Source organism: Mobilicoccus massiliensis (assembly GCF_000826525.2).
GTDB classification, from domain to species: domain Bacteria; phylum Actinomycetota; class Actinomycetes; order Actinomycetales; family Dermatophilaceae; genus Mobilicoccus; species Mobilicoccus massiliensis.
Window position 1 is genome coordinate 264,934 of record NZ_LN651330.1, and the last position, 25,947, is coordinate 290,880.

General features: G+C 70.3%; 27 protein-coding genes, 1 tRNA gene and 1 riboswitch. Of the genes, 17 read left to right on the forward strand and 11 right to left on the reverse strand.

Going from position 1 to position 25,947, the window contains the following annotated elements:
- Positions 1-180 precede the first annotated feature (180 nt).
- Both BN1197_RS11025 and BN1197_RS11030 read left to right on the forward strand, forming a co-directional pair.
- On the forward strand, positions 181-1,371 hold the full coding sequence (locus tag BN1197_RS11025; protein WP_052466530.1) for a sensor histidine kinase: 1,191 nt from the start codon (positions 181-183) through the stop codon (positions 1,369-1,371).
- Positions 1,368-2,051, forward strand: a complete 684-nt coding sequence (locus tag BN1197_RS11030; RefSeq protein WP_040159448.1) for a response regulator transcription factor — start codon at positions 1,368-1,370, stop codon at positions 2,049-2,051. The genes BN1197_RS11025 and BN1197_RS11030 overlap by 4 nt, the downstream gene beginning before the upstream one ends.
- 108 nt (positions 2,052-2,159) lie before the next feature.
- On the opposite strand, the gene BN1197_RS11035 is transcribed toward BN1197_RS11030, so the two are convergent.
- The gene (locus tag BN1197_RS11035; RefSeq protein WP_141397271.1) at positions 2,160-2,711 is read right to left on the reverse strand and encodes a hypothetical protein; all 552 of its coding nucleotides are present in this window, start codon (positions 2,709-2,711) and stop codon (positions 2,160-2,162) included.
- 335 nt (positions 2,712-3,046) lie between these two features.
- Between BN1197_RS11035 and BN1197_RS11040 the strand changes: the two genes are divergently transcribed.
- From BN1197_RS11040 to rlmB, 5 genes are all read left to right on the forward strand, one after another.
- The gene (locus tag BN1197_RS11040; protein ID WP_040159452.1) at positions 3,047-3,529 is read left to right on the forward strand and encodes a CarD family transcriptional regulator; all 483 of its coding nucleotides are present in this window, start codon (positions 3,047-3,049) and stop codon (positions 3,527-3,529) included.
- Positions 3,530-3,543: 14 nt separating this feature from the next.
- Positions 3,544-4,251 (forward strand): 2-C-methyl-D-erythritol 4-phosphate cytidylyltransferase, encoded by a 708-nt coding sequence (ispD, locus tag BN1197_RS17815; protein ID WP_245851925.1) that lies wholly within the window; start codon positions 3,544-3,546, stop codon positions 4,249-4,251.
- A gap of 35 nt (positions 4,252-4,286) precedes the next feature.
- Positions 4,287-4,814, forward strand: a complete 528-nt coding sequence (ispF, locus tag BN1197_RS17820) for a 2-C-methyl-D-erythritol 2,4-cyclodiphosphate synthase (protein ID WP_052466623.1) — start codon at positions 4,287-4,289, stop codon at positions 4,812-4,814.
- A 118-nt stretch (positions 4,815-4,932) separates the two neighbouring features.
- Entirely contained in the window at positions 4,933-6,387 is a 1,455-nt protein-coding gene (gene cysS / locus BN1197_RS11055) for a cysteine--tRNA ligase (protein WP_040159457.1), read from the forward strand.
- A 1-nt stretch (position 6,388) separates the two neighbouring features.
- Positions 6,389-7,393 carry a 23S rRNA (guanosine(2251)-2'-O)-methyltransferase RlmB gene (gene rlmB, locus BN1197_RS11060; protein WP_040159460.1) on the forward strand — a complete coding sequence of 335 codons (1,005 nt, stop codon included), beginning with the start codon at positions 6,389-6,391 and terminating at the stop codon, positions 7,391-7,393.
- Positions 7,394-7,424: 31 nt separating this feature from the next.
- On the opposite strand, the gene BN1197_RS11065 is transcribed toward rlmB, so the two are convergent.
- The 4 genes from BN1197_RS11065 to BN1197_RS11080 form a co-directional block, all read right to left on the reverse strand.
- On the reverse strand, positions 7,425-8,681 hold the full coding sequence (locus tag BN1197_RS11065; RefSeq protein ID WP_040159462.1) for a DUF4032 domain-containing protein: 1,257 nt from the start codon (positions 8,679-8,681) through the stop codon (positions 7,425-7,427).
- A gap of 427 nt (positions 8,682-9,108) precedes the next feature.
- A complete protein-coding gene (locus BN1197_RS11070) occupies positions 9,109-10,188 on the reverse strand; it encodes an ABC transporter ATP-binding protein (protein ID WP_040159463.1) in 1,080 nt (359 codons plus the stop codon).
- Positions 10,189-10,460: 272 nt separating this feature from the next.
- Positions 10,461-11,255 (reverse strand): trehalose-phosphatase, encoded by a 795-nt coding sequence (otsB, locus tag BN1197_RS11075; protein ID WP_040159467.1) that lies wholly within the window; start codon positions 11,253-11,255, stop codon positions 10,461-10,463.
- Positions 11,252-12,679 carry an alpha,alpha-trehalose-phosphate synthase (UDP-forming) gene (locus BN1197_RS11080; protein WP_040159469.1) on the reverse strand — a complete coding sequence of 476 codons (1,428 nt, stop codon included), beginning with the start codon at positions 12,677-12,679 and terminating at the stop codon, positions 11,252-11,254. The genes otsB and BN1197_RS11080 overlap by 4 nt, the downstream gene beginning before the upstream one ends.
- Positions 12,680-13,038: 359 nt before the next feature.
- On the opposite strand from BN1197_RS11080, the gene BN1197_RS11085 reads away from it, so the two are divergent.
- Positions 13,039-14,994 carry a serine/threonine-protein kinase gene (locus tag BN1197_RS11085; protein ID WP_052466532.1) on the forward strand — a complete coding sequence of 652 codons (1,956 nt, stop codon included), beginning with the start codon at positions 13,039-13,041 and terminating at the stop codon, positions 14,992-14,994.
- 301 nt (positions 14,995-15,295) lie between these two features.
- Positions 15,296-15,454, forward strand: a riboswitch (cyclic di-AMP (ydaO/yuaA leader).
- A gap of 10 nt (positions 15,455-15,464) precedes the next feature.
- Entirely contained in the window at positions 15,465-16,100 is a 636-nt protein-coding gene (locus BN1197_RS17970; RefSeq protein WP_040159471.1) for a transglycosylase family protein, read from the forward strand.
- A 123-nt stretch (positions 16,101-16,223) separates the two neighbouring features.
- On the opposite strand, the gene BN1197_RS17350 is transcribed toward BN1197_RS17970, so the two are convergent.
- Entirely contained in the window at positions 16,224-16,367 is a 144-nt protein-coding gene (locus BN1197_RS17350; RefSeq protein WP_176489743.1) for a hypothetical protein, read from the reverse strand.
- 259 nt (positions 16,368-16,626) lie between these two features.
- Between BN1197_RS17350 and BN1197_RS11095 the strand changes: the two genes are divergently transcribed.
- Positions 16,627-16,699: transfer RNA gene (locus BN1197_RS11095), tRNA-Thr, on the forward strand.
- Between the two features lie 71 nt (positions 16,700-16,770).
- Here BN1197_RS11095 and BN1197_RS11100 read toward each other — a convergent pair.
- Together BN1197_RS11100 and BN1197_RS11105 are read right to left on the reverse strand one after the other, a co-directional pair.
- On the reverse strand, positions 16,771-17,892 hold the full coding sequence (locus BN1197_RS11100; protein WP_040159473.1) for a tyrosine-type recombinase/integrase: 1,122 nt from the start codon (positions 17,890-17,892) through the stop codon (positions 16,771-16,773).
- Positions 17,885-18,358 carry a helix-turn-helix domain-containing protein gene (locus BN1197_RS11105; RefSeq protein WP_052466534.1) on the reverse strand — a complete coding sequence of 158 codons (474 nt, stop codon included), beginning with the start codon at positions 18,356-18,358 and terminating at the stop codon, positions 17,885-17,887. Before BN1197_RS11105 ends, BN1197_RS11100 begins: the two co-directional genes overlap by 8 nt.
- Before the next feature lie 108 nt (positions 18,359-18,466).
- On the opposite strand from BN1197_RS11105, the gene BN1197_RS11110 reads away from it, so the two are divergent.
- The 7 genes from BN1197_RS11110 to BN1197_RS11140 are packed head-to-tail and all read left to right on the forward strand — an operon-like array spanning position 18,467 to position 22,806.
- The gene (locus BN1197_RS11110; RefSeq protein ID WP_040159475.1) at positions 18,467-18,661 is read left to right on the forward strand and encodes a helix-turn-helix transcriptional regulator; all 195 of its coding nucleotides are present in this window, start codon (positions 18,467-18,469) and stop codon (positions 18,659-18,661) included.
- A 56-nt stretch (positions 18,662-18,717) separates the two neighbouring features.
- Positions 18,718-19,053, forward strand: coding sequence for a hypothetical protein (locus tag BN1197_RS11115; protein ID WP_040159477.1), 336 nt, complete (start codon positions 18,718-18,720; stop codon positions 19,051-19,053).
- On the forward strand, positions 19,050-20,534 hold the full coding sequence (locus BN1197_RS11120; RefSeq protein ID WP_052466536.1) for a YfjI family protein: 1,485 nt from the start codon (positions 19,050-19,052) through the stop codon (positions 20,532-20,534). Before BN1197_RS11115 ends, BN1197_RS11120 begins: the two co-directional genes overlap by 4 nt.
- Positions 20,535-20,584: 50 nt before the next feature.
- Positions 20,585-20,887, forward strand: a complete 303-nt coding sequence (locus tag BN1197_RS11125) for a WhiB family transcriptional regulator (RefSeq protein WP_040159479.1) — start codon at positions 20,585-20,587, stop codon at positions 20,885-20,887.
- Positions 20,884-21,312 (forward strand): hypothetical protein, encoded by a 429-nt coding sequence (locus BN1197_RS11130; RefSeq protein ID WP_040159481.1) that lies wholly within the window; start codon positions 20,884-20,886, stop codon positions 21,310-21,312. The genes BN1197_RS11125 and BN1197_RS11130 overlap by 4 nt, the downstream gene beginning before the upstream one ends.
- Entirely contained in the window at positions 21,305-21,793 is a 489-nt protein-coding gene (locus BN1197_RS11135; protein WP_052466539.1) for a hypothetical protein, read from the forward strand. The genes BN1197_RS11130 and BN1197_RS11135 overlap by 8 nt, the downstream gene beginning before the upstream one ends.
- 29 nt (positions 21,794-21,822) lie before the next feature.
- Positions 21,823-22,806, forward strand: a complete 984-nt coding sequence (locus BN1197_RS11140) for a phage major capsid protein (protein WP_052466541.1) — start codon at positions 21,823-21,825, stop codon at positions 22,804-22,806.
- A 392-nt stretch (positions 22,807-23,198) separates the two neighbouring features.
- On the opposite strand, the gene BN1197_RS11145 is transcribed toward BN1197_RS11140, so the two are convergent.
- The 3 genes from BN1197_RS11145 to BN1197_RS11155 all read right to left on the reverse strand — a co-directional run bounded on the left by BN1197_RS11145 (position 23,199) and on the right by BN1197_RS11155 (position 25,925).
- Positions 23,199-23,510, reverse strand: a complete 312-nt coding sequence (locus BN1197_RS11145; RefSeq protein ID WP_040159483.1) for a hypothetical protein — start codon at positions 23,508-23,510, stop codon at positions 23,199-23,201.
- A gap of 175 nt (positions 23,511-23,685) precedes the next feature.
- Complete coding sequence (locus BN1197_RS11150; protein ID WP_095999901.1) at positions 23,686-25,707, reverse strand: FtsK/SpoIIIE domain-containing protein; 2,022 nt, start codon at positions 25,705-25,707, stop codon at positions 23,686-23,688.
- Positions 25,704-25,925: a hypothetical protein gene (locus BN1197_RS11155; RefSeq protein ID WP_141397272.1), complete on the reverse strand. Its 222-nt coding sequence runs from the start codon at positions 25,923-25,925 to the stop codon at positions 25,704-25,706. The genes BN1197_RS11150 and BN1197_RS11155 overlap by 4 nt, the downstream gene beginning before the upstream one ends.
- Positions 25,926-25,947: the final 22 nt, after the last annotated feature.

Here is a 25,947-nt window from a genome sequence, read left to right on the forward strand (position 1 = left end):
GAGCCTAAGCCCGGCGGGCATGCCGAACCTGCGCAGGCGAACTGCTGCAGGGTCAACGTCGCAGGCCAGAGTTAACGTTGTGCGCCGCCCCGGTGAACTCTGGACCGTGCCCGGTGCGTGAACGGCGCTTCCGTGCCGGGACCGGCCGGTGGTGGAGCCGGGTATGCGTACCCTGGCGACGTGGATCCCTTGTCCGTCGCTCTGCTCGCCGCCGCCGGGGGCGCCGTCGCAGGCGGGGTGACCGGTTGGGCCCTGGGTCAGGGGCGCGCAGCGGCGCATCCGACCTCCCAGACCGTCGAGGAACGGCCTCGTGAGCGTGAGGACGCCGCCGTCGCCGACGTGCTGGCGGTGCTGCGATCCAGCGCCATCGTGCTCGACGACGAGGAGCGAGCGGTCACGGTGAGCCCCACCGCCCGGGCCCTGGGGTTCGTGCGCGACGACAAACTCGTCCAGCCCGACCTGCTCGAGATCGCCCGCGCCGTCCGTCGTCAGCGCACCATCCAGGAGGTGGAGCTCGACCTGCCGCGTGGTGCGCTCGGCACCGGCGAGATCGCGATCGCCGCCCGCGCCGCGCCGCTCGGGCCCCGGCACCTGCTGCTCCTGCTCGACGACCGCACGCAGGCCAAGCGCGTCGAGGCCGTGCGACGCGACTTCGTCGCCAACGTCAGCCACGAGCTCAAGACCCCCGTGGGCGGCATCGCACTGCTCGCCGAGGCCGTGCTCGACGCCGCCGACGACCCAGAGGCCGTCGCACGCTTCGCGCGCCGCATCAAGATCGAGAGCACCCGGCTCACGCGGCTCGTGCAGGAGATCGTCGACCTCTCGCGACTGCAGACGGCCGAGACCCCCGAGGACCCGCAGATCGTCGACATCGACGACGTCGTCCAGGAGGCGGTCGACCTCATGCTCACCCTCGCCGAGGGCAAGCGCATGAGCTTTCGCGTCTCCACGGCCGACGACCTCCACGTCTACGGCGACCCCGGCATGCTCGTCACGGCGCTGTCGAACCTGCTCACCAACGCGATCAGCTACTCGCCGGAGGACAGCCGCATCACGGTCGTCGCCCGTGGCGCGGACGATGTCGTCGAGATCTCGGTCTCCGACCAGGGCAGGGGCATCTCGCCGGAGGATCAGCAGCGGGTGTTCGAGCGGTTCTACCGCGTCGACGCCGCTCGCTCGCGCGCCACCGGCGGCACCGGCCTCGGGCTCGCCATCGTCAAACACATCACGGCCAACCACGGTGGTGAGATCACATTGTGGAGTCAGGAAGGGCGCGGATCCACGTTCACGATCCGGCTACCTCGCGCCCAGGTCGACGGCGACGGGATTCCCCCGACGCCCCTGCCAGACACGAAGGAGCAAGGCACATGACCCGAATCCTGGTGGTGGAGGACGAGGAATCGTTCTCCGACCCCCTCTCGTACCTGCTGCGCAAGGAGGGCTACGACGTCTCGATCGCCGAGACCGGCCCCGCGGCACTCGAGGAGATGGAGCGGGACGGCGCCGACCTGGTGCTCCTCGACCTCATGCTGCCGGGCCTGTCGGGTGTCGACGTGTGCCGCACGCTGCGTCAACGTTCCTCGGTGCCGATCATCATGCTCACGGCCAAGGACAGCGAGATCGACAAGGTCGTGGGGCTCGAGATCGGGGCCGACGACTACATCACCAAGCCGTACAGCAGTCGCGAATTGCTCGCGCGCATCAAGGCCGTGCTTCGCCGTCGGCAAGAGCCGGAGGAGCTGCTGCCCAACACGCTCGAGGCGGGCCCGGTGCGCATGGACGTCGAGCGCCACGTCGTGACGGTGAACGGCGACCACACGCCACTGCCGCTCAAGGAGTTCGAGCTGCTCGAGATGCTGCTGCGCAACTCCGGCCGGGTGCTCACTCGCATGCAGCTCATCGACCGCGTGTGGGGCAGTGACTACGTGGGCGACACCAAGACGCTGGACGTCCACGTCAAGCGTCTGCGCGCCAAGATCGAGCCCGACCCGGCGCGCCCGACGCACATCGTCACGGTGCGCGGCCTGGGCTACAAGTTCGAGAGTCCGTGACCGGCGGCTTCGACGCACGCACGACGAGGCCCGCACTCCCTCGGTGAGGGGGTGCGGGCCTCGTCGTGTGCCGGGCGGCGAGCCGGACTCAGGGCGACCCGGCGCGGCTCAGTGGGCCGCGGCCGTCGTCGGGGAGCCCGTGGGCGGCGCCGTCGGACCGCTCTCGTGGTAATCGCCGTACGGCGGGTAGGGCGCGAGCACCGGGACCTGCAGGGTCTCGCTGCCGGCGCCGGTCGTCATGACCGTGACGTCGACGAGAGCGCCGGGCGGCTGGGGGACGTTCGGGATCTCGGCCATCGAACCGCTCTTCTGCGGGTCGCTCAGGCGCGCGCTGCTCCACGGCTCGATGTCGAGGTTCAGCGTCTTCTGGACGCCGTCCACCTGGAACGACACCTGCACCGGCTGACTGGTCTCGTTGGTGCCTCGGCCCACGAGGGTGCCGGAGCCGCCCTTCTTGTCGGCCACGACGAGCAGGTTGTTGACCGCGACCCCGCCGAGCTGGGCGGAGACGCCGTCGCCCGGCTCGTACTGCTTCGCGGTCTGGATCGGCGAGGTCCACTGGCAGCCGGCGAGAGCGAAGGCCACCACGGGCGCGAGAGCCGCGACGCGCACGATGCGACGTCGGCGAGCGGTGGGAGCGGCGGAGAAGCGTCGAGTCACGCGGTCAGAGTACCTAATCAGCAGCGCGTCGGCGGTTTCGTGACCCCACGACTGCCGAGGTCGTCCGGTCGGCCCGGGCGGAACACGGTCGGGGGAAGCGGGTGCGGGCGGCTTTCGAGCGATGACCGGGGACCGATCATGACGACCCGCGGCGAGCGACGCGATGGCAACGCGGGAACAACACGCGCGTACGAAACGAACGTCTGATTGTCAAGGGCGAATCCATGGCGCATTTTACGAGTGCACGTCGCTGACCAGCACCGATGTCGCCTGCGGACTTCCGATCGAGGCCGCGCCGTGGTATTCTGGAGGTCGCGAAAGGGGAATACGAGCATATGGTCTTCAATGTCGGAGAGACGGTCGTGTACCCGCATCACGGTGCGGCACTCATCGAGCAGATCAAGACTCGAACCATCAAGGGTGAGGAGAAGCTCTACCTCGTCCTGAAAGTCGCCCAAGGAGACCTGACCATCGAGGTCCCCGCTGACAACTGCGATCTCGTCGGTGTCCGCGACGTCGTCGGGCAGGACGGTCTCGACCGGGTGTTCCAGGTGCTACGCGCGCCGCACGCCGAGGAGCCCACCAACTGGTCCCGTCGGTTCAAGGCCAACCTCGAGAAGCTCGCCTCCGGCGACGTCATCAAGGTCGCCGAGGTCGTGCGCGACCTGTGGCGCCGTGAGCGTGACCGTGGCCTCTCGGCCGGCGAGAAGCGCATGCTGGCCAAGGCCCGTCAGATCCTCGTCTCCGAGCTCGCGCTCGCCGAGAAGACCGACGAGGACAAGGCCTCCGACATGCTCGACGAGGTGCTCGCCTCCTGAGCGTCGCGGCCGTCATCGTCGCCGCGGGCAGCGGTCAGCGGCTCGGCGCATCCGTACCCAAGGCGTTCGTCGAGGTGGGTGGCCGCACCCTGCTGCGGTGGTCTCTGGATCAGGCGCTGGCCTGTGACGAGGTGGCCCACGTCGTCGTCGTGGCTCCGGCGGCCTGGCTGCTCGCTGCGCGCGAGACGGCCGAGGACGCGGCCGCCCAGGCTGGTCGCGGTCCGCAATCCGGTGCTCGCGCGATGCGTGTCGATGTCGTCGTCGGAGGTTCGGAACGCCGCGAATCGGTGGCTGCGGGCCTTGCGGTGCTCGGCCCGGACGACGGGCTCGTTCTCGTGCACGACGCGGCTCGCGCCTTCGCCCCTCCGGCGCTGTACGCCCGAGTCGTCGAGGCCCTGCGCCACGGGCACGGTGCGGTGATCCCCGGACTGCCGGTGGTCGACACGATCAAGAGGGTCGACGCCTCCGGGGCCGTCACCGCCACCCTCGACCGGGCGGAGTTGCGCGCGATCCAGACCCCTCAAGGCTTTGTCCGCGACGTCCTCGTGCACGCGCACGCCGAGAACCCGGGCGTCACCGTCACCGACGACGCCGGGCTCGTCGAGCTGACCGGCGCCCCCATCCACGTCGTCGACGGCGAGGAATGGGCGGCCAAGATCACTACCCCCCACGACCTCGAGCTGGCCGAACGCCGCCTCGCCGAGGTGCAGGAGCGAGCATGAACGACGTCTCACCCAGCCCTGACGCAGCCGAGGGCATGCCGACCGAACGCGACGCCGACCCCGGGCGGCAGAGGGCGAGTTCCACGCCCCTGCCTCTCATCGGCGTGGGCACCGACGTGCACGCGTTCGCGAGCTCACCACGACCGATGTGGGTCGCGGGCCTCGAATGGCCCGGTGAGCAGGGACTCGAGGGGCATTCCGACGCCGACGTCGCCGCCCACGCGGCCTGCGACGCATTGTTCACCGCAGCCGGCATCGGCGATCTCGGCGCCCACTTCGGCACGTCTCGCCCCGAATGGTCCGGCGCGTCGGGCTGCGCGCTTCTCGCCGAGGCGGCGCGGCTCGTGCGAGACGCAGGTTTCGAGATCGGCAACGTGTCGGTGCAGGTCATCGGCAACCGGCCCAAGATCGGCACCCGCCGGGCCGAGGCCCAGCAGGTGCTCGGCGAGGCCTGCGGAGCGCCGGTCTCGGTGAGCGGCACCACCACCGACGGGCTCGGTCTCACCGGCCGTGACGAGGGTGTCGCTGCGGTCGCGGTCGCGCTCGTCGTGCGCCGCGACTGAGTGCGGCCGGCACGTCCTCGTGCCACCCGTTCGACCCACCTGCCACGGCGGTGCCCGAACGGCCCGAGGAGGCCGGCGACGGTCGATCGGCTCACGGCCCGCCTAGTAGGCTGACCGGGTGAGTCTCTACCTGTACGACACCGCCGCCCGCGAGCTCCGCGAGTTCGTCCCCCTCGAGCAGGGCAAGGTCGGCATGTACATCTGTGGCCTCACCACCCAGGGCACTCCCCACATCGGGCACCTGCGCTTCGCGGTGGCCTTCGACATCCTGCGGCGCTGGCTCGAATACGGCCACGGCTACGACGTGACCCTCGTGCGCAACGTCACCGACATCGACGACAAGATCCTCCGCAAGTCGGCCGAGAACGACGCGCCGTGGTGGGCGTGGAGTTACGCCCACGAGCGGGAGACCACTCAGGCGATGGAGACCCTCGGCATCCGTCCTCCGACGTACGAGCCCCGGGCCACCGGCCACATCCCCGAGATGGTCGAGCTCATCGATGCCCTCATCGCACGCGGCCACGCCTACCCGGCGCCCGACGGCAGCGGTGACGTGTACTTCGACGTGCGGTCTTTTCCCGAGTACGGGGCGCTGACGCACCAGTCGATCGACGACATGGAGGCCGCGGCCGACGCCGATCCCCGCGGCAAGCGCGACCCGCGCGACTTCGCACTGTGGAAGGGGCACAAGGCCGACGAGCCCGAGACCGCGAGCTGGCCGACCCCGTACGGACGCGGCCGGCCGGGTTGGCACCTGGAGTGCTCGGCGATGGCCCGCAAGTACCTCGGTGACACCTTCGACATCCACGGCGGCGGCGTCGACCTGCGCTTTCCGCACCACGAGAACGAGCAGGCCCAATCGCGGGCGGCCGGGCTGGGGTTCGCGCGGTACTGGATGCACAACGCGTGGCTCACGGCGGCCGGCGAGAAGATGAGCAAGTCGCTCGGCAACGGCATGACGGTCGAGGAGATCACCAAGGTCGCCCGTCCGCTCGCCGTGCGCTACTACATCGGCAGCGCTCACTACCGTTCGACGCTGGAGTACCAGCCCTCCTCGCTCAGTGAGGCCGAGACCGCCATCGCCCGTATCGAGAGTTTCCTCGAACGCGCCGGCGGCCGCGACCTGCTCGACGAGCCGCTGCTGCCCGTCGCAGACCTGCCGCGAGGATTCACGCAGTCGATGGACGACGACCTCGGCGTCGCCGGAGCGCTCGCGGTCGTCCACGACACGGTGCGCGCGGGCAACTCCGCGCTCGATGCCGACGACGCTGCGACCGCCCGTAACGCGGCCCGGCAGGTGCTCGCGATGACATCGGTCCTCGGCGTCAACCCCTACGACGACGTGTGGAGCGGGGGCACGAGCAGCGACTCCGGTCTCGAGGCGGCGCTCGACGCCCTCGTGCGCGAGCGCATCGAGGCCCGCGCCGCGGCCCGCAAGGACCGAGACTTCGCGACCGCGGACGCCATCCGCGACTCACTCACCGCGGCGGGCGTCGCCGTCGAGGACACCCCGCAGGGCGCGCGCTGGTCGCTCGCTCGGCAGTCCACACCCACGACATCCACGAGGGACTGACATGGCCGGCAACTCACAGCGCCGAGGCGCGACGCGCAAGAGCTCCTCCCGCAAGGGCGCCGTCGTCGGCAGCGGCGGGCAGCGCCGTCGCGGGCTCGAGGGGCGCGGCCCCACGCCCAAGGCCGAGGACCGGGTCTACCACAAGGCGCACAAGGCCAAGCGCGCCGCGCAGGCCAAGGCGGCCAAACAGGGTGGTACGCACGGAGCCGGTCGTGGTGGTGCGGCGGCCAGGGCGGGAGCAAGACGGAGTGGCGCCCGCACGAGCGAGATGGTCGCGGGCCGCAACTCGGTCGTCGAGGCGTTGCGGGCCGAGGTCCCGGCCACGACCCTCTACGTCGCGAGCCGCATCGACTCCGACGACCGGGTGCGCGAGGCCATCCGCGTGGCGGGGGAGCGCGGCATTCCCATGCTCGAGACCCCCCGCGGGGAGCTCGACCGGCTCACCGACGGCGCGGTCCACCAGGGCCTCGCCCTGCAGATGCCGGCCTACGAGTACGCCGATCCGGCCGAGCTCGTCGACCCCCAGACTCCCGGGGTGCCGCTCGTCGTCGCACTCGACGGCATCACCGACCCGCGCAACCTCGGGGCGATCGTGCGCTCGGTCGCGGCCTTCGGCGGTCATGGCGTCGTCGTGCCCGAGCGTCGCTCGGTCGGGATGACGGCGTCGGCGTGGAAGACCAGTGCCGGCGCGGCGGCCCGCGTGCCCGTCGCTCAGGCCTCGAACCTCGTGCGGGCGCTCGAGAGCTACCGCAAGCAGGGATACTTCGTCGTCGGCCTCGACATGGACGGCGACGTCGAGCTCCCGGGTCTCGACCTCGCGACCGAACCTCTCGTCATCGTCGTCGGCTCCGAGGGCAAGGGCCTGTCACGGCTCGTGCGCGAGACCTGCGACCAGATCGCCTCGATTCCCATGGCCGCCGCGGTCGAGTCGCTCAACGCCGGGGTCGCCACGGGCGTCGCGCTCTACGAGGTCGCCCGGCGCCGCGCGGAGCAGCAGCGGGGCTGACGCCCGACGCGTCGAGTCTGCGTGCCGGGAGTCAGCTCTCGTTCGGCGGGAACATCGCGATCACCGGCATCTCCACGGTGTCGACACCGACGACCGACCTCTCGTCGGGTTTCTCAGGCAGCACGTGCGCGAGGTAGTCGGCGAAGGCCCACTGGGTGGTCACGTCACGGCCGCTGCGTTCGGAGAGATACCAGCGGTGCTCGAGCACCTCGTGAAAGATCTGCGCGTCCTCGAGCTTGGCCGAGAGTTCCCCGGGGATGTTGCGCACGACCGGCTCGTAGACCCGCAGCATCCACTCGTGGGCGGCGAGTTCCTCGGCGTCGTCGTCGAGTCCCTCGCCGGCGCGGAAGGCATCGAGGTCGTTGAGGAGCCGCCGGGCCTGGTTCTCGTGCACGTCGAGCCCCGTCAGCCGCAGCAGGCGGCGGCGGTGGTGGCCGGCGTCGACGACCTTGGGCTTGATCTGGATCGATGCGCCGTCGAGGTCCGTCGAGATCTCGAACTCGTCGACGTCGAAACCCAACTGGTTGAGCCGCCGCACCCGCTCCTCGACGCGCCACCGGTCTCCGCGTTCGAAGTGCTCGAGGGCCGTGAGCTCGTTCCAGAGCTGGGTGTAGCGCTGGACGATGCGGTCGGAGATGTCGATGGGGTCGGCGTCCTCGGGAATGACGCCGCCCGCGGCGAGATCCATGAGTTCGCCCGCGATGTTCACCCGCGCGATGTCGAGGTCGTGGGCGCGCTGACCGTCGGAGAGGGCGGGGAAGAGCTGACCGGTCTCGGCGTCGACGAGATACGCGGCGAACGAGCCAGCGTCTCGGCGGAACAGGGTGTTCGACAGGCTCACGTCGCCCCACCAGAACCCGGCGAGGTGCAGGCGGGCGAGGAGCACCGCGAGCGCGTCGAGCAGTCGGATGACCGTGTCGGGCTGCAGGCGCTGACTGAACAGCGCGCGGTAGGGCAGGGAGAACTGCAGGTGCTCGGTGAGCAGGATCGCGTCGAGCGGCTCACCGCGCAGCGTCGCGCGGCCACTCACGACGCCGAAGGGGACGACGGTCGGCAGCCCCAGTCGCTGCAGGTTGCGCAGCATCTCGTACTCCCGGGCTGCGATGTCGTCGCGGATCTCCTTGGCGGCGATGATGCGTCGCCCCACGCGCACGAATCGCACGATGTGCCGGGAGATGCCTCGGGGCAGCGCCGCGAGGTGGGAGGTGTCCCACTCCTCCAAGGGCGTCGACCACGGCAGATCGAACAACGCCGGGTCGGCCCGCGAGGTCATGAACTGAAGGGCCATCACCTCATCGTCGCAGACGCGGCCGGGATCCTCTCCGAGGAGTGCTCACGTGGAGCACGGCGTGGTCTCCAGATCGCCTGGCGAGCTGATGCCTGGCCGAGTGACGCAACCGTGTGAACCCGCGTCGTGCGCTCGAACAGGCGTTTTCACCCGGTCTCGCCCGCGTGGATCGCGGGTCCTGGGGGTGAAACCGCCTGTTCGAGCGGTGGGTGGGTGCGCCGGCGTGAGCTCAGGTGGTCGGTGGTTTCGCTCGAACAGGCGCTTTCACCCACGCTCGCCCGTGTGGATCGCGGGTTCTGGAGGTGAAACCGCCTGTTCGAGCGGGCGGTAGGCGGCGTGCGGGGTGGAGGCACCTGTGTGAGCGGGTGAGGGGGAGCGGTGGGGCGGGTGTGCGGGGGTGGAGGCGCCTGTTCGAGCGGGCGGTGCGTCAGTCGCCGAGCCGGCCGCCGGTCTCGAGGCTGAAGAGGTGCACGTGGTCGCCCTTGGGGACGAAGGTCACGACCTCGCCCTTCTGCGGCGGGGTGCGGCCGTCGACGCGCGCGATGATCGGCTTCTCCGTCGGCTGGGTGCCCTGCACGTGGCCGTAGACGTAGGCGTCGGCGCCGAGTTCCTCGACGACGTCGATCTCGACGGGCAGACCTTGGCCCGACGAGATCTCCATGTCCTCGGGACGCACGCCGAGGGTGACGACCTCGCCCGCGCCCTCGAGCACGGACCGGTCCACCGGGTACACGGCCGAGCCGAACTGCACACCGCCGTCGACGACCTTGGCGTCGAAGAGGTTCATGGCCGGGGAGCCGATGAACCCGGCGACGAAGACGTTGTCGGGGTGGTCGTACATGCGCCGCGGGGTGTCGCACTGCTGCAGGATGCCGTCCTTGAGCACGGCGACCCGGTCGCCCATCGTCATGGCCTCGACCTGGTCGTGGGTGACGTAGACGGTGGTGATGCCGAGACGGCGCTGCAGGGACGCGATCTGCGTGCGGGTCTGCACGCGCAGCTTGGCGTCGAGGTTCGACAGCGGCTCGTCCATGAGGAAGACCTTGGGCTCGCGGACGATCGCGCGTCCCATCGCGACACGCTGCCGCTGGCCACCCGAGAGAGCCTTGGGTTTGCGCTCGAGGTACTCGGTGAGGTCGAGGATCTTGGCGGCCTCCTCGACGCGCCGGCGGATCTCGGCCTTGTCGACGCCCGCGATCTTGAGGGCGAAGCCCATGTTGTCGGCGACCGTCATGTGTGGGTAGAGCGCGTAGTTCTGGAAGACCATGGCCACGTCACGGTCCTTGGGCGACAGGTCGGTGACATCGGTGTCGTCGATGAAGATGCGCCCGCTGTTGACCTCTTCGAGGCCGGCGAGCATGCGCAGGCTCGTGGACTTGCCACAGCCGGAGGGTCCGACGAGAACGAGGAACTCCCCGTCGGCGATGTCGAGATCGAGCTGGTCGACCGAGGGCTTGTCGTTACCCGGGTACTGGCGGGTGGCTTTGTCGAACCTGACCGTGGCCATGACGTCGTTGTCCTTTCCTTCACCGGCAGGAACGTGCCGGACGATCCGTTGTGAAGTCGGCGCGGCGGTGCACCGTCGGCGCGCGGAGGGGCGCGCCCAGCACATCATCGCATCCGGTCGAGGCATGTGGACGCGCAGGTGAAGGACCGGTTCTCGCATGTGAGACGTACGGGCCCACCGCGGGCGTCGCTATGCCCGGGTGACGCGAGGCCGCACCGTCCCGACGGGGGCGCCGGGGTGGAAACGCCTGTCTCGGCGGAGGGATGGCGTGTTCAGTGGGAACGACGGTGACCGACGAACGCGTCGAGCACCGCGACGACGTCGGGGATCGATTCGACGCGGTACGTGGCCCCGGTCTCCCCGGCGCCGACCTTGATCGTCACGTGTCCTTCGTCAGCCGGCAGCAGAGCGAAGGCCTTCTCGTCGGTGACGTCGTCACCGAGGTAGACGACGGCGTCGGCGTCCACGACGGCCTGCAGGGCCCGCAGGGCAAGCCCCTTGCTCGTGTCGACGACGCCGAGTTCGAGGACGCTCTTGCCGGCGAGCGCGTGGACCCCTTGGCGTTCCCCGAGTGGGGCGGCGTCGGCCAGGGCCGCCCGGGCCGCGTCCTCGGGCAGCCCACGGGTGTGCAGCACGACGGCGGCGGGTTTGCGCTCGATGCGGGCCTGCGGATGGCGCGTCAAGAGCTGTGTGAGCGCCTCGTCGAGGTCGGCAAGACGTGTTCGCGCCGCGTCGTCGAGCATCGCGCCGACCCCGAGATCGTCGCGGGAGCTCTGGGCGCCGTGGGAGCCGATGAGGCCGATGACGTCGTCGGATGCCCCCGAGAGGGTGCGCAGGGTGTCCACGTCACGCCCCGAGACGAGGGCCACCGTGACTCCGTCGAGAGCGGCCGCGGCGCGCAGCACGTCCATCGCGCCGTCGACGGGGGCGGCGTCGAGGGGGTTCTCGACGAACGGCGCGAGGGTGCCGTCGAAGTCGGTGGCCAGCACGACCCTCGGCAGGGTCGCGACCTCGGCGAGCCGCGCGGCGAGATCCGCCGGGAGCCTCGAGGCCGCCGGCTCGCTCACGCCCCCGCCTCGATCTGGGCCTCGTCGCGCGGCACAGACTTCAGGGCGTCGAGGAACTCCCCGGCCCACTTCTGCACGTCGTGGTTGCGCACCGCCTGGCGCAGCGCCTTCATGCGGCGGGTGCGCTCCTCGGGGGAGTCCTTGATGGCCTGCACGATGCGGTTCTTCAGACCGCGGATGTCGTGGGGGTTGTGGATGTAGGCGGCGTCGAGCTCCTTGGCCGCGCCCGTGAACTCCGAGAGCACGAGCGCGCCGTCGTCGTTGTGCCGGCAGGTGACGTACTCCTTGGCGACGAGGTTCATGCCGTCGCGCAGCGGGGTGACGAGCATGATGTCGGCGGCCTGGAACATCGCCGCCATCTCGGCCCGGTCGAACGACTGGTGCAGGTACTGCACGGCGGTGGCCTCGACGGTGGAGAAGTCGCCGTTGATGCCGCCGACCGTGAGCTCGATCTCGTCCTTGAGGTTCTGGTAGGCGGCGACGCGCTCGCGGCTCGGCACGGCGACCTGGATGAGGGCGACGTCGGGCGGAGTGAGCTCCCCGTCGAGCAGGAGCTCGTGGTACGCCTTGAGGCGGTGGCGGATGCCCTTGGTGTAGTCGAGGCGGTCGACGCCGAGCAGGAGCACCTCGGGGTTGCCGAACGACTCGCGGATCTCCCGTGCTCGCTGCTGCACGTCCTCGCGGCGGGCGAGCTCGTCGAGGCCGTCGAAGTCGATGGAGATCGGCAGCCCCGCCGCGCGCACGGTGCGGCCGTCCACGCGAATCGTGTCACCGTCGGTCTCGTACCCCTCGAGCTGGCGGCAGGCGCGCTGGAAGTTCCAGGCGTCGTCCTCGCGCTGGAAGCCAAGGAAGTCGGCGCCGAGCAGGCCGTCGATGATGTGGCCGCGCCACGGGAGCTGCGCGAAGAGCTCGACCGGCGGGAACGGGATGTGGTTGAACCAGCCGATCCGCACGTCGGGGCGCAGCTTGCGCAGCATCGCCGGGACGAGTTGCAACTGGTAGTCGTGGACCCACACGGTGGCGCCCTCGGCGGCGACCTTGGCGAGTTCGTCGGCGAACCGCTGGTTGACCGTGCGATACGCGGCCCACCAGCGGCGATGGAACGTCGCCGGCACGATGACGTCGTGGTAGATCGGCCACAGGGTGTCGTTGGAGAAGCCCTCGTAGTAGTCGCGCACCTCTTGCGCCGACAGCGGTACCGGGTGCAGGTGCATGCCCGAGTCGTCGAAGGGCTCGGGAGCCTCGCCCGGCTCGCCCGACCAGCCCACCCAGGCGCCGTCGCGGCCACGCATGACGGAGTCCATCGCGGTCACGAGTCCGCCCGGGCTGCGCTTCCACTCGGTGCCGTTCTCGCCCTCGGCGCGGTCGACCGGAAGCCGGTTCGCCGCGATGACGAAGTCGTAGGTGGGGCGATCGTCGCTCATCGTTGGTCAACTCCTACGCGGTCGCGAAGTGGTCCGTCGTCATCCTATTCGGGCAGATCGGGCCGGCACGTCGGACGGGTCCGTTCGGCCTGCTCGGAGCCGCCGACGCTCGGCGGTTCGCGAACCACGCGGGTCCTCCGCGCCGGCGCACCGCAGCCGCGCATCCGCTACGACGCCGCTGCCCGGGAATCCGGTGTCCGGGCTGCTCACAGGCTGTTGCCAGGTCGACACCAGGGCGTTCACCCGGCCCGTCCGTAGAGTGGGAGGGCCGATGTCGGGTCCGTTCGGACCCCGGTGAGCAGGCCCGCCACGCGGGCGAGGACGAGGTGCGTCGCCGAGAGACGCATTCGGGAGGTGTCGTGTCCACACAGCCGGTCGATCAGTCGGACGCGCCCCGACGCCTCGGGAGCTACCGACTCCACGGCCTGCTCGGCGAGGGCGGCATGGGGATCGTCCACCTCGGTGTCGATCCCTCGGGGCGCGCCGTGGCCGTCAAGGTGCTGCGCGATCACGTCGCTCACGACCGGGTGGCCCGCGCACGGCTCGCGCGGGAGGTCGCCACGCTGCGGCGGGTCGATCATCCGTCGGTCGCCCCGTTCCTCGGTGCCGACGTCGAAGGCCCGCGTCCGTACATCGTCACCCGGTACGTGCCCGGTGAGGCGCTCGACGTGTGGGTGCACGAGCACGGGCCGTTGACGGGCTCCGCGCTGCGCGAGTTCGGCATCACGCTCGTCGACGCGCTCACCGCCATCCACGAGGCGGGTGTCATCCACCGCGACCTCAAGCCCGGCAACGTCCTCATGCCCGACGGCTCGCCCGTGGTCATCGACTTCGGCATCGCGCACGTCACCGACGAGTCGCGGCTGACCTCGACCGGGCTCGTCATGGGCACCCCGGGCTATCTCGCGCCCGAGTTGCTCGACGGCCAGGACGTCTCGGTCGCCACTGACCTGTGGGGGTACGCGGCCACACTCGCGTTCGCCGCGACCGGGCGACCTCCCTACGGAACGGGACGCACCGAGGCCGTGCTCGACCGGGTGCGCCGCGGCGCCGCTGACCTGCAGGGAGTGGAGCCGGGCCTCGCCCACATGCTGCGGGCTGCGCTCGACCCCGACCCCGCCCGCCGGCCGCGGCTGGACGAGATGCGCCGGTTCCTCACCGACCCGCCCGCCTCGCCTCCCCCCGCTGCGCCGACGGAGGCGATCGCGGAGGAATCCGGCCGTGCATCCGATGCCGCGTCGCTCGCGCCGCCCACGCAGGCGGTCACCGCGCCCGTCGGTGACCGGAGTTCGGACGCGCGGCCCGCACCGACGGCCTGGTGGCAGCGGCCGGCTCGAGGTGCGTCGCCGGGTCTCGATGAGCGGCACGCGCCTCGACCCGACGATGCGGCCACGGCCGTGCATCCGGTGGTCTCGACACGGGTCATGCCGGCCGTCCCGGCACCGGCGACTCCGCCGGTGCAGCAGCCGTACGCCGGGTTCAGCGCCGCACCACCGGCACCCACCGCGCCTGCGGATCGCGAGTGGTCGGGGGGTGGTCGGCCGCCGTCGAGCGGGTGGTTCGCGCCGCGGGGAGGAACGCCGCCGCAGCGAGCGGACGGCTGGTCCGGCCCCGGCGGTGCTCCTCGCTCGCCCGGAAACTGGCCCGCGCCCGCCCCCGGAGGCCCGGGCGCGATGGCGCAACCGGGACACGGGGCCGTCGCGGTTCCGCGCCCCCGGCCGGCCCGCACCGGCACGCTCATCGCCCTCGGATCGGTGCTCGTCGCGCTCACGGCGTATCTGCCGGGTCTCGGGCTGATCGTCGCGCTCGGGTGGTCGTGGCTCGCGCGCTTCGTCGATCGCCTCATCACGTCGGTCGCCCTCCGGCGTGCCGAGCGCGGGCGGCGCGACACCGACCTGCCGCTCGCCGCTCTCGGTAGCCCCTGGCATCTGCTCGGGTCGGCGGTATCGGCGCTGGTGGCGGGCATCCTGCCGCTGCTCGTGGGCGCGGGGATCATCGTGGGTCTGCGTGCTGTCGCCGGTGACGTCGGGGGGCTTCCGGTGGGGTTGCCGACGACGATCATGCTCGGGGCCGCCGCGGCGTTGGTCGTCGCGTGGTGGGGGCCGGGGAGCACGACCATGCGGCGGGGTTCGCGGACCCTCGTGCGTGGAGTCGCTCCGGGTCGCCCGGGGGCGATGATCGCCGTCGCCGGCCTTCTCGCGACCGCCGTGATCCTCGGCCTGCTCACGCAGTCGAGCGGCTGGGAGTTGTCGTGGTGGCCCCTGGACGGCCTGCGGCGGCTCATCCCGGCCGCGGTGCGCGGCCTGGGCCTGTGATCCGGTGCGGCGGAGGACCGTCCCGATCATGCGTCCATGTTGCCTTGGTCACGTATTGATCACGGTTCAGGATGGTTCTCGGTGTTCGTGACGTGCGACGACGCGCGGAGGCGGCGATGATGCCGTGATCGATTCGTTGCCCAACCGTGACTCAGGCATTGCTCAGGTGTCATCTCTGGCCTAGAGTCGCCAACGTTTGGCCGACAGGTTCATGGTCCTGTCCTCGGGGGCCCGACACCAACTGCACATTTCATCCATACATCTGCGCGCCCTCGCGCCGAGCTTCGTCAGAGGGCGTCACCGCCGGTTCACGCCGGGCAGACGAAGGTGGGGGACCCAGTGGCCGTGATCCGGCCCGGCCGTCGAGAGACGGCCTTGGGGTGAAGCCGAGAACTTCGGCCGGGCAACCTGACGCCCGAACCCGACAGCTAACCCCACAGGCGCCGTCAGGAGAGGATTCGACCATCCACATGCATTACAACGCCAAGCACCGCGCTGCCCGTCCTGCCTCGAAGGCCCGCCGCACGTTCGCGACGGCTCTTCTGGGTGGCGCCACCATCGTCGGCGGCATGTTCGCCGGCGCGCCCTCCGCTCAGGCCGCTGGCGGCAACGTCTGGGACCGCGTCGCCGCGTGCGAGAGCGGTGGCAACTGGAAGATCGCCACCGGCAACGGCTACTACGGCGGTCTGCAGTTCTCGAAGGGCAGCTGGCGCGCCGCCGGCGGCCACCGTCACGCGGCCCTGCCGCACCACGCCAGCAAGGCCGAGCAGATCGCGACCGCCAAGAACCTGCTGCGCATGCAGGGTCCGGGCGCGTGGCCGGTCTGCAGCAAGCGCGCGGGCCTGAACCGCTCCAACGGCCTCGCGGCCGGCGGCGGTGTCGCGACCAAGGCGGCCTCGCGCAGCGTGCAGCGTGCGTCCAACGCGCCGATGCCCACGCGCAACCAGGTGCGCAAGCTCCAGCGCGCGGTCGGTGCCCGCGTCGACGGCATCGTCGGCCCGGAGACCGTGCGCAAGACCCAGCGTCACCTCGGCCAGCGCCAGACCGGCGCGAGCTACCTCTCGGGCGCCACTCTCAAGGGTGCCTGGAAGATCGTGCGCGGCTGAGTCGTACCGCATTCGACGAAGGCCCGGTTCCTCCACAGAGGAACCGGGCCTTCGTCGTGTCCCGCCCGGGATCGGCGTGGGCGCCGATCACCGGGCGAGCGCTGCGATATCGCTGCCCGAGGTCTACCAGACCCTGCGGCGGGCGCCGCCGATCGGGACGAAGTTGAGGATCAAGCCGACGATGATCAGCAGCACCCCGATGGAGGTGAGGATGTTCATCTTCACCAACCAGCCCACGATCACCAGAACAATTCCGAGGCCAACCATGATGGTCTCCTTTCAGGGGGTGCGCTCCCAAGGGAGCGGCCGGGTCGACGGTTGCCGACTCGTCTACAGCATGCCTCGCAATACCCGCTCGGATGCATCCTGAAACGCAACGATTCGGACTCTGCGCGCCAAAGCCGCTGGTCGCGGGCCCGTCGGCTGCTGAATCCCCTTGAGGGCGTGTGGGATCGGACGTGTGAACGGACGTCGAGAAACCGGTAGAATGATCAAGCGCTGCCCGCGCCGAGGTTCGGGCTCGCACGCTGGAGTGGCGCAATCGGTAGCGCACCTGTCTTGTAAACAGGTGGTTGTGGGTTCGAGTCCCATCTCCAGCTCTCTGACCTGGTCAGACACCCCCACCCGGGCCAGGTGTTTAAGGGTGTCGCTACACGTTTACTGCCCGGAATCACTCTAGCGGCATCGCAAGGGCTTTTGCAGCCTTTCGACTCGCCACACCACGACCCAGGTACACGTCCATCGTCATCGACGGCATCGAGTGACCCAAGTGGTCCGCGATGTCCCGCGCGGTCATCCCGGCCGCGTCCATCCTGGTCGCCGCGGTCTTCCGCAGGGTGTGACTGTGGACCCACGGAAACCCGGCCCGGTCGAACGCGCGACGCAGGTGAGACGACGTGTTGCTCGGGTCGCGTGGCCGACCCAGCGGCGACGGGAACAGTGCGACGTCGGTTCGGATGCGGGGGTCCGCGATTCGATCCCTGAGCATCAGCACCACGGCATCGGGCAGCGCGATGGTCCGCGTGCCGGCCCTCGACTTCGTCCGCTCCTGCCGACCCTTGTGCGTCTGGGTCGCGCGGATCGTCGCCGTGCCGTCGTCGAGGTCGACGTCCTCCTCGAGCAGCGCGCACGCCTCCCCGAGGCGCACTCCTGAGCCCAGCATGAAGACGACGAGGTCGACGAGGTCGTGCTCGCGGGTGATCGTGTCCTTGCGTAGCCCTGCCAGCAGCGCTGCTGCCTCGACGTCGGTCAGGGCACGCGCCGGGTCCGTCTTCTTGGGGAGCGACGACAGCTCGCGCACGGGATTCGTGTCCAGGGCGCCGTGCCGCACGGCCAGGCCCAGCATCATCGACAGACACGCCCGCGTCGTCCGGGCCGTCGCCACACCATGCCCGTCCCGTACGGCGTCAACAAAGTCGTCCAGGCGTGCCGGCGTGCATTCCCCGACGCGCACCTCACCGACCCGCGGCGTGATGATGCGTTCCACGATCCACTCGTACCGTGCGACGGTCGACGGCGCCCGCTGACCGTCCAGCCGCACCCGCGCAAGCCACTGCGAGGCGAGCTCGCTCACGCGCGTGTTGTCGCGGATCGTGCCCGTGGGCGGCCGGCGCGTCTTGAGTGCGGCGTCCAGTTCCTTACGTGCTTCCTTCTCCGTCGCCCCGAACTTCGCGACCTGCCGGACCTTGCCGTCCTGGTCGCGTACGCGGCACCGGGCACGGAACCGGCCCGGCGACGTCTCCTGAACGTTGACGGCGCCGGCCTCACCGATCGGCAACGGGGGTCTAGCCACTGGCCTTGTCGCTCTCTCGTTGCTCTTGGACCAGGCCGTCGAGCAGTTCCGCTGCGCGTCTCACTTGGATGTTCGCCTGGACGAGTCGTACCGACGCCGGAGAGCTGCGGCCGTGGAAGTTCTTCCATGCGGCCGACGCCGGCATGGTGACGCCTGGCATGTACTCGATCTGAGCCTCGCCGTCTTCGGGGTCCGTTCGATCTTGCGGTCCGTCCTTCGCCCCGGGGAACAGCAGTTCCGCAGGGGATACCGAGAGCGCGCGTGCGATGACGACCAGCTCGTGAACCGTGATCCCCTCTCTGCGGCCCGTCTCCAGTCCGACGACCGTGTTCCGGACGATCGGGAATCCAAAGCCAGCACACCTCTCGCAGAGGTCGGTTTGGCTCAGCCCCTCCTCCTTCCTGAGGCGGGCGATCTCTGCGCCGATCCGTCGTGTCCAGGATCGGGGCCATTCTGATTGCTGCATGAGTGAACGATAGCGCACGGTTTGCACATTCGAGTTGGAGCGTCTACAGTCTGCATCAGGCAACAAGAGTCACCACAATGTTGACTCAAATAGGGACGGAGTGGACGCATGGCCGAGCAGCAGCCCGCACTTCTGACGATCGAAGGCGTAGAGGCGCGCACCGGGATTCCGGTGCGGCAGATCCGCGTCCTCACGACGAATGGGACCGGCCCGCCGTCGGTCCGCCTCGGAAAGCGGCGCTGGTGGCGCGCCGCAGACGTCGACGCATGGATCGACGAGACGTTCGCGCAGGACTCCCACTGACCCCGGACGCAACGCGGCCCGGGTCCCCTCGACCCGGGCCGCGCGAGGAGACCAACATGCCCCATACGCACCACATCTCGCGTCACCAGTTTACCGGTGACTTGGTGCAGCGTGTCCCCGCCGACCGCGGCCCCGGATACCAGGCCGACCTCGACGAGGTGCTCGCCCGAACGGCCGACGCATGGTCGGCCGGCTACGCGACCGGGTACCACGACGGCCGCGCCGACCGGGCCGCTGACGCCGCGCACCGCGCCCTCGCCACCGACCTGCGAAGCATCGCGGACGGTCCCGAGATCACGAGCATGAACGGCTCGGACGCCGAGCTCAGGGCCCGAGCTGCCGAGCGCGAGCGAGCCGGGATCGCCCGGGCCCGCGTGGGGAGGGCATCGTGACCACGCTCATGCTCGACGACCCGACACCGCTCATGCACGCCAAGCCCACCGCGACGTTCCCGACGTCAGCTCTGCCCACGTTCCTGGCCGAGATGGTCGACGCCGTCGCCGAGGCTACCCAGACCGACGTCGCGATGACCGGAACGTCGGCGCTGTCTGTCCTCGCCGCCATGGCCGGCGGGCAGGCCGAGATCGAACCCCGCACCGGGTGGCGTGAACCTCTGTGCTTGTTCACCGCCACCATTGCCGAGCCCGGCGAGCGGAAATCCGCCGTGCAGGCCATGATGACCGCGCCCTTGCTGGACGCCGAGGAGGTTCTTGTCTCGGACGGGGAGATCGCCCGGCAGGAGGCGACCACGACCCGCGACATCGCCATCAGGGCCGCCGAGAACGCTCGGAGCACGGCAGGCAAGGCCAGCGGTGCCGAACGCGACAAGGCACTGGCCGAGGCCATCTCGGCGACGATGGCGGCGGAATCCATCGACGTGCCACCCCTGCCACGCCTCCTCGCCGACGACGTCACCCCCGAGGCCGTCGCCGGCCTCCTCGCCGAGCAGCGTGGCCGACTGGCCATCGTGTCCGCCGAGGGCGGCGTGTTCGACACCATCGCCGGCCGCTACTCCAACGTGCCCAACCTTGACGTTTTTCTCAAAGGTCACGCGGGTGACACGCTCAAGGTGGACCGACGCGGACGCGCCCCCGAGTTCATCCGCCGACCCGCGCTGAGCATGGGGTTGATGGTGCAACCGGACGTCATCCGGGCCATCGGACAGAACCGCACCTTCCGCGGTCGAGGCCTCACGGCACGGTTCTTGTACGCCCGGCCGGTCTCCCGGGTCGGCCACCGCCGTGCAGATGCCGCGCCTGTCCCCGCGACCGTCCTCGAGGCCTACAACGACAGGATCCGCGAGATGGCAATGGACCTGCACCAGTGGGCGGGAGACCCGGCCGTCCTGACCATGTCGACCGAGGCGCGTGAGGCCCTGGTGCGCCTCATGGAGGAGATCGAGCCCCAGCTCGACCCCCGCACCGGCTCGCTCGGACACATGACGGATTGGGGCTCCAAGTTCGTCGGTGCGGTGACCCGGATCGCCGGCCTCCTCCACCTCGCGACCCACGACGCCGAGGACGCCATCCGAGTGCCTGTCTCGGGTGACACGTTCGACCGCGCCACCGCCATCGGCCGCTACTACCTCGACCAGGCGCGGGCCGTGTTCCGTGAGATGGGTGCCGACGAGGACACCCTGAACGCGGTCTACCTCCTGGACCGGACCCGTGGTCTTGGCGCAGAGGAGGTCACTGAACGAGACCTAATGCGGGTCGCGCAGAAGTTCCGCACGAAAGCCGACATGGCGCCGGCCCTTAACCGCTTGGTCGATGCCGGGTGGTTGATCCCCGTGGAGATCACCAGGGAGCCGGGCACCCGAGGTCGCCCACCATCGCCCTCGTACCGCGTCCACCCGGCCACATGGGAGGCCTGACGGAAATGACAGAACCGACAAAATCGCGCCTTTCGTCAGTCCCGTCATTTGTGTCAGCCACCCAACTACTCGCCAGCGACCTCGACCGCCTCGCCGCCGCCGGCCGGAAGACCCCCTGCCAGTACGTCCTCCGTCAAGGCGACGAACGCTTCATCTCGGAGGACCGCGACGAACGGGAGTCCGCCCGCGGACTATGCGCCGGATGCCCCGTCCTCGACCTGTGCCGGGCCGCGGCCATCGAGGAGCAGTGCTCATGGGGAGTACGGGGCGGCGTCGACTTCAGCGACTCCCGAACCCGCCGCGCCGCGCGGCGTCAGCACCACCGCAAGATCAACCGATCGGAGACAGCATGACCACGAATCCCACGGCCGTGGCGACCCTCGCCCGCGACCTCATCCGCGCGACCCGCGCCAACGGTGACACAGCAACCGACCTGTTCCTCGACGTCATCCGCCCCGAGTGCCTGCCCGACCTCATCAAGGCGATGACGGGCTCGTTCGTCCGGCTCACCGGCCCCGACACCATCACCGAGGAGGACGTCCGGTCCGCGACGCTCTGCCTCCTGGGCGCGGTCGAGGCCGCCCTCGATGGTGACGCGTCCGCCGTCGAAACCCTCCGACCCGAAACCCTCGCCGAGGGCCTCGCCCAGGCCAACGCGGCAGTCGTCATCTTGGCGAATTTGCTGGGCCAGGACGGTGGCCGCGACTGGATCGCCGGGTTCCGCGCCGACATGCTCCGCTGCCCCACCGACCCCGAGGAGACCGAGACCGATGACTGACCAGGCAGCCACGACCGAACCAGAGGACGACCTCGCCCACGACGAGGTCACCGACGCTACCGACAACGACGAGACCGACGACAACGCCCGGCGCCACCGCCGCCGCGACCCTGACAGCGAGGCCGCCACACGTCGCCGACAGCTCCGGGCGGCCGAGGAACAGAACGCCGCGGTCACCGCCGAACGCGACCGCCTCGCCGCCCGCCTCGAGCACATGCAGCGCGCTGAGGCCGAGCGGATCGCAAGCAGCCGGCTCGCCATCGGCAAGGACTTGTGGGACGTCGGCGACGTCGACCTCGACGACGTCCTCGACGACAACGGCGACGTCGACCCGGCCCTCGTCGAGACCGCTGTCGCCGCCCTCATCGAAACCCGACCCGGCCTCGCCACCCCGCCACCGAGATATCCCGACATGGGCGCCGGACGCCGCGGCGCCACGACCAGCGCACCAACGTGGGCCGACGTCATGCGACGCGGGTAGGAGATAGCCAGACACGCGTACAATCGGAAATGCGTTCGCCCGCCTATCGCGGAGGGCAGGCGGGCGAACGCGCGGCCGGCCCCGAGGGCCACTCCCGCGTCGAGCAGCAGCTCCGCGGTGAGGAGAGCAGCACCCGCCACACACACCTCGGAGGCACAGCCATGACCAACACCCGCGCCAACACCACGAGCATCCTCACCCCCGAACAGGTACACCAGCTCGTCGTCCTGCCCGCCCTCGCATCCGCGGCACTCGACGTCGCAACCACCGTCGTGCCGATCGGCTCCTCGACGTGGCGCGCGCCCCGCGTCACCAAGGACCCCTCCGCCGCGTGGGTGAACGAGGGCCAGGAGATCCCCGTCAGCGACTTGGAAGTCGACGAGGTCACCGTCACCCCACCCAAGATCGCCGGCCTGACCGTGGTCACCTCCGAGCTCGCAGCCGACAGCAGCCCCGCCGCAGTCGAGGCCATCGGCGCCGGCCTCGTCCGCGACATCGCACGCAAGCTCGACGCCGCGTTCTTCGGGAACCTGCCCGCGCCGGCACCCGCCGGACTCGGCAGCTTCAACGCATCCGAGATCACCGCCGTGGCAGTCTCCTCGACCCTCAACAGCTTCGACGTATTCACCGACGCGATCTCCCTCGTCGAGACCCGCGGTGCCCGCATCGACACCTGGGCAGCCAACCCCCAGGACATCGCCACCCTGTCCACGATCAAGACCGCGACCGGCTCCAACATGCCCATCCTCGGCGTCGGCGACGCCCGCCCCGACACCCGAACCCTGTTCGGAATCCGCCTCGTCGCATCCCCCAGCATCCCCGTCGGAACCGTCTTCGGCCTCCCGAAGGACCGCGTCTACACCATCGTCCGGCAGGACGCCACCGTCACCACCGACACCTCGGCGTTCTTCACCAGCGACCGCGTCGCCGTCCGCGCCGTCGCGCGAGTCGGATTCGGATTCGTCCACCCCGAAGCCATCGCCCGCATCAGCATCAACACCGCCACGCCCTGACACCCCCCGGGCACCCCCTCCCCCCCGAGCCGCCTAGACCGTGGGGTCTGCGAATTTCTCCGGCTACGGGTTCCGGTGCTTCGCCGTGGTGATACTTTCTCGCGCTTCGAGACGGGTCGCGGTGGCAGGATTGCGGCATGTCGAACCCTGATCGAGTGGCCTATTCGCGGTCGCCGCTGAGTGATCCAGACCCGTGGCGGCCCTACTTCCACACGGTGGTGCATCGCGATGGGTATGAGTGCATCACGTGCTCGGCGCTGGTTCCGTACCAGCCGGATTCTCTGCAACGGCACATCGACTGGCATGCCGGGGTGACGAGATAGGGCGTCCGTCCCCGAGGACATAGGAGGCGGCCCCGGCACGATGCCGGGGCCGCCTCTTCGTCGCAGCGGTCAGGCGCGACCGGCAGTGATCCGGTCGACGAGGTCGGCGGCGTCGAGCAGGTCGGCGGCGTACCTCCGCGCTTCCGCGGGCGTCATGTCGTCCATGCGGCAGGCGTCGATCAGCACCGCGCCGTCATCGCCCGGGATCGGGGTCACGGTGCCGGCGGCGTCGACGTTCACGGCCTGGTGGATATCGAGGCGCACCTCGTGCGTGGTGACGGCCAGGTACTCGCCGGGGCCGGCCGGCCAGTCCGCGGCCTCGCGGTCGTCGCACCGGGTCATCGTCTGGGCCCAGGTCACGGGCATCGTCGTTGTGTTCATGTCAGTTCTCCTTGTTGTTGTTGCCGAACATGGGCTTACCGAGGGCGGCTCGCCACAGGCATCGGATGCCGATGCAGACAGCGGCGATCTGGATGGCGTGGCCGATGAGGATTTCGAGCATGATGGGGCCTTTCTGTGGGGGTCGGGTCTAGCGCTTGCCGTGCTTTCGTGCAGGTCACGTGCCTGTCGGTGTGCAAGCGGCGGTGCTTGCCGCTTGCCGTGCTGCTTGTGCGGTGACGACGTCCTCACGGGCCACTCCGCGACGGTTCACGGTGACGCCGTCGACCTTGCGGGAGACCTGTTTGGACGGGATGTCGTGGGCCCGGAGCGAGGCCGACAGTGACTCGGCGGTGACGGTCTGCCCGGTCAGCGTCAACCGGTCCGCGAGCTCGTCGAACCACAGTCGTCGCCGGTCCCCGGCCGGCCAGACGGCCAGGATGTCGGCGAGGAGGTCCGGCGCCGGTTCCTCGTCCTGCCGCGGGAGCAGGCCGCGCTTCTCCCGGTCGGCCCGGGCCCGGGCGATGACCGTTGCGGCGTCGTCGCCGTCGACGTACGCCCACCGGCACAGGGATGGGTCGTCGCCGTCGGCGAGCACCCAGGAGAGTCCGACGTCGCCGCGGGCGAAGGTGTTGCTTCTGTAGCCGGCGGTCCCCACACCCGTGCCGAGGATGATGTCGGATGAGGTGTGGTCCATCGTGCGGAACGCGAGCCGGAGCGAGGCGTTCGCCGACGCCCCGGTGGGAATCGACTCCTTCGCGGGCCGTTGGGTGGCGAGGACCAGGGTGATCCCGGCTGCGGGCCCGCGCCGGATCAAATCCTCGACGATGCCCGCGGCTTCCTTCCCGGCCGGGCCGGTGAGGATGACCTGCGACTCGTCGATGACGTACAGGACAGGGTGGAGCCGGAGCTTGCGCTGCGCGGCGAGGTCAGCGGTCACCTTGCCGCCCGGGCACTGTTCCCGCGGGAGGGTCCGCAGGGTCCGGTAGCGGCGGCGCATGTCCGCCTGGACCGCCCGAAGATCGGTCATGACTCGTTCGAGGCCCTCGTCGTCGTCCTCGACGCACAAGAACGTGGCGATGGGTTCGAACGGGAGCCAGTCCGCGCCACCCTTGCCGTCCACGATGTGCAGCTCGACGAGGGGGTCGAGGGCCGCGGCGAGGGCCAGGACACGCACCCCCACGGTCTTGCCCGACCTGGGCACGCCACCGGCGATGCAGGAGGCTCCCGCGAGGGTGAGGGACACCGGGCGACCGCGCTCGTCCGCGCCGACGACGAGCGGCTCGAAGTAGGAGGTCCGTCCCCGCTCGAGGAGGGGCCACCGGACCGGTTTCCGGGCGTCCATCGGCCTGTCGGACACGTAGATGGTGAGGCGGCCGGCGTGCTGGTCGCCAGGGGCCGGCCACACCGCGGATTCGGCGCGGCGCAGACCGGAGGCCAGGCGGGAGCGTCGTTCGATGACGTCCCCAGCAGTCACGCCCGGGGGAAGGTCGAGGTCCACCCGCCACCCGGAGCCGTCCCGGCACACCGGCGAGGTGAACCTCACCGCGTTCTGGTCCTCGCGCAGTGCCTTGTTCAGCTCGCCGATGCCGAGGGTGCCCAGGGCGGTGACGACCAGGTCGGCCGTGAGGCGCGGGGGGCCGGCCTCATGCACGGCGGGCCCGACCCGCAGGGTCTCCTCCCCGCGGCCGATGACGCCCAGGACGAGGACCGCGGCGACGCCGGCCACGATCATGGCCGTGGTGCCCCACGCGAGGAGCGCAGCCACGAGGAGCACCGCGGCGACCGCGGCGACGACGGCCGCGGCGACGGCCCGCAGCTTCATGGCTTCCCGGTGCTCCTGCTGCACCCGCAAGTAGGCGCTTGCCTCTGTGGTGCCGGTGTTCTCCGCCCCCGACATGGACGCCCGCACCCGACGCCCCTCGGCGTCGAGCACCCAGCGCAGGAACCACACCAGGGACCGCCACGCCCCGACCGGGGAGCGGGCCACGATGCGGGCGAGGTACACCGGCACGCGGGCCCCGTGGAACGCCGCAGCGTGGCCGGCGCGGACGCTGGACTCCCGCGCGCCCACGACCGTGGCGTGCACGACCGGGCGCACCAGCTTGGGCGTGATCGGCTTGCGGACGACCTCGACCGGTTCGGCGAACACGATCTCGTCGACCTCACGGCCGGTGCTGTCCCAACGGTCCATCGTCATCGGGCACCCCCGAGGGTGTCGAACATGGGCGAGCGGTAGGACCGGCCGGTGAGGCCGGCGCGGTGCACGGTGAGGCCAGCGCGCTGCGCGGCCCGGTCAGAGTCGCGGTGGACGCGGTCAGCGAACGCGACGACGTGCTCGCGCAGCACGTCACGCACGCTCGTGGTGGAAGGGACGACGACCGTGGTCGTCATCGGGATGGTTGACAATGTGGTCACGGCGAGACCGCCTCTCGTCGAG

Coding starts and splice junctions, on each gene's coding strand:
- BN1197_RS11030 (WP_040159448.1), top strand. CDS start 1,368: ATGACCCGAATCCTGGTGGTGGAGGACGAGGAATCGTTCTCCGACCCC.
- BN1197_RS11040 (WP_040159452.1), top strand. CDS start 3,047: ATGGTCTTCAATGTCGGAGAGACGGTCGTGTACCCGCATCACGGTGCG.
- ispF (WP_052466623.1), top strand. CDS start 4,287: ATGCCGACCGAACGCGACGCCGACCCCGGGCGGCAGAGGGCGAGTTCC.
- rlmB (WP_040159460.1), top strand. CDS start 6,389: ATGGCCGGCAACTCACAGCGCCGAGGCGCGACGCGCAAGAGCTCCTCC.
- BN1197_RS11065 (WP_040159462.1), bottom strand. CDS start 8,681: ATGGCCCTTCAGTTCATGACCTCGCGGGCCGACCCGGCGTTGTTCGAT.
- BN1197_RS11070 (WP_040159463.1), bottom strand. CDS start 10,188: ATGGCCACGGTCAGGTTCGACAAAGCCACCCGCCAGTACCCGGGTAAC.
- BN1197_RS11080 (WP_040159469.1), bottom strand. CDS start 12,679: ATGAGCGACGATCGCCCCACCTACGACTTCGTCATCGCGGCGAACCGG.
- BN1197_RS17970 (WP_040159471.1), top strand. CDS start 15,465: ATGCATTACAACGCCAAGCACCGCGCTGCCCGTCCTGCCTCGAAGGCC.
- BN1197_RS17350 (WP_176489743.1), bottom strand. CDS start 16,367: ATGGTTGGCCTCGGAATTGTTCTGGTGATCGTGGGCTGGTTGGTGAAG.
- BN1197_RS11105 (WP_052466534.1), bottom strand. CDS start 18,358: ATGCAGCAATCAGAATGGCCCCGATCCTGGACACGACGGATCGGCGCA.
- BN1197_RS11110 (WP_040159475.1), top strand. CDS start 18,467: ATGGCCGAGCAGCAGCCCGCACTTCTGACGATCGAAGGCGTAGAGGCG.
- BN1197_RS11115 (WP_040159477.1), top strand. CDS start 18,718: ATGCCCCATACGCACCACATCTCGCGTCACCAGTTTACCGGTGACTTG.
- BN1197_RS11130 (WP_040159481.1), top strand. CDS start 20,884: ATGACCACGAATCCCACGGCCGTGGCGACCCTCGCCCGCGACCTCATC.
- BN1197_RS11135 (WP_052466539.1), top strand. CDS start 21,305: ATGACTGACCAGGCAGCCACGACCGAACCAGAGGACGACCTCGCCCAC.
- BN1197_RS11140 (WP_052466541.1), top strand. CDS start 21,823: ATGCGTTCGCCCGCCTATCGCGGAGGGCAGGCGGGCGAACGCGCGGCC.
- BN1197_RS11145 (WP_040159483.1), bottom strand. CDS start 23,510: ATGAACACAACGACGATGCCCGTGACCTGGGCCCAGACGATGACCCGG.
- BN1197_RS11150 (WP_095999901.1), bottom strand. CDS start 25,707: ATGACGATGGACCGTTGGGACAGCACCGGCCGTGAGGTCGACGAGATC.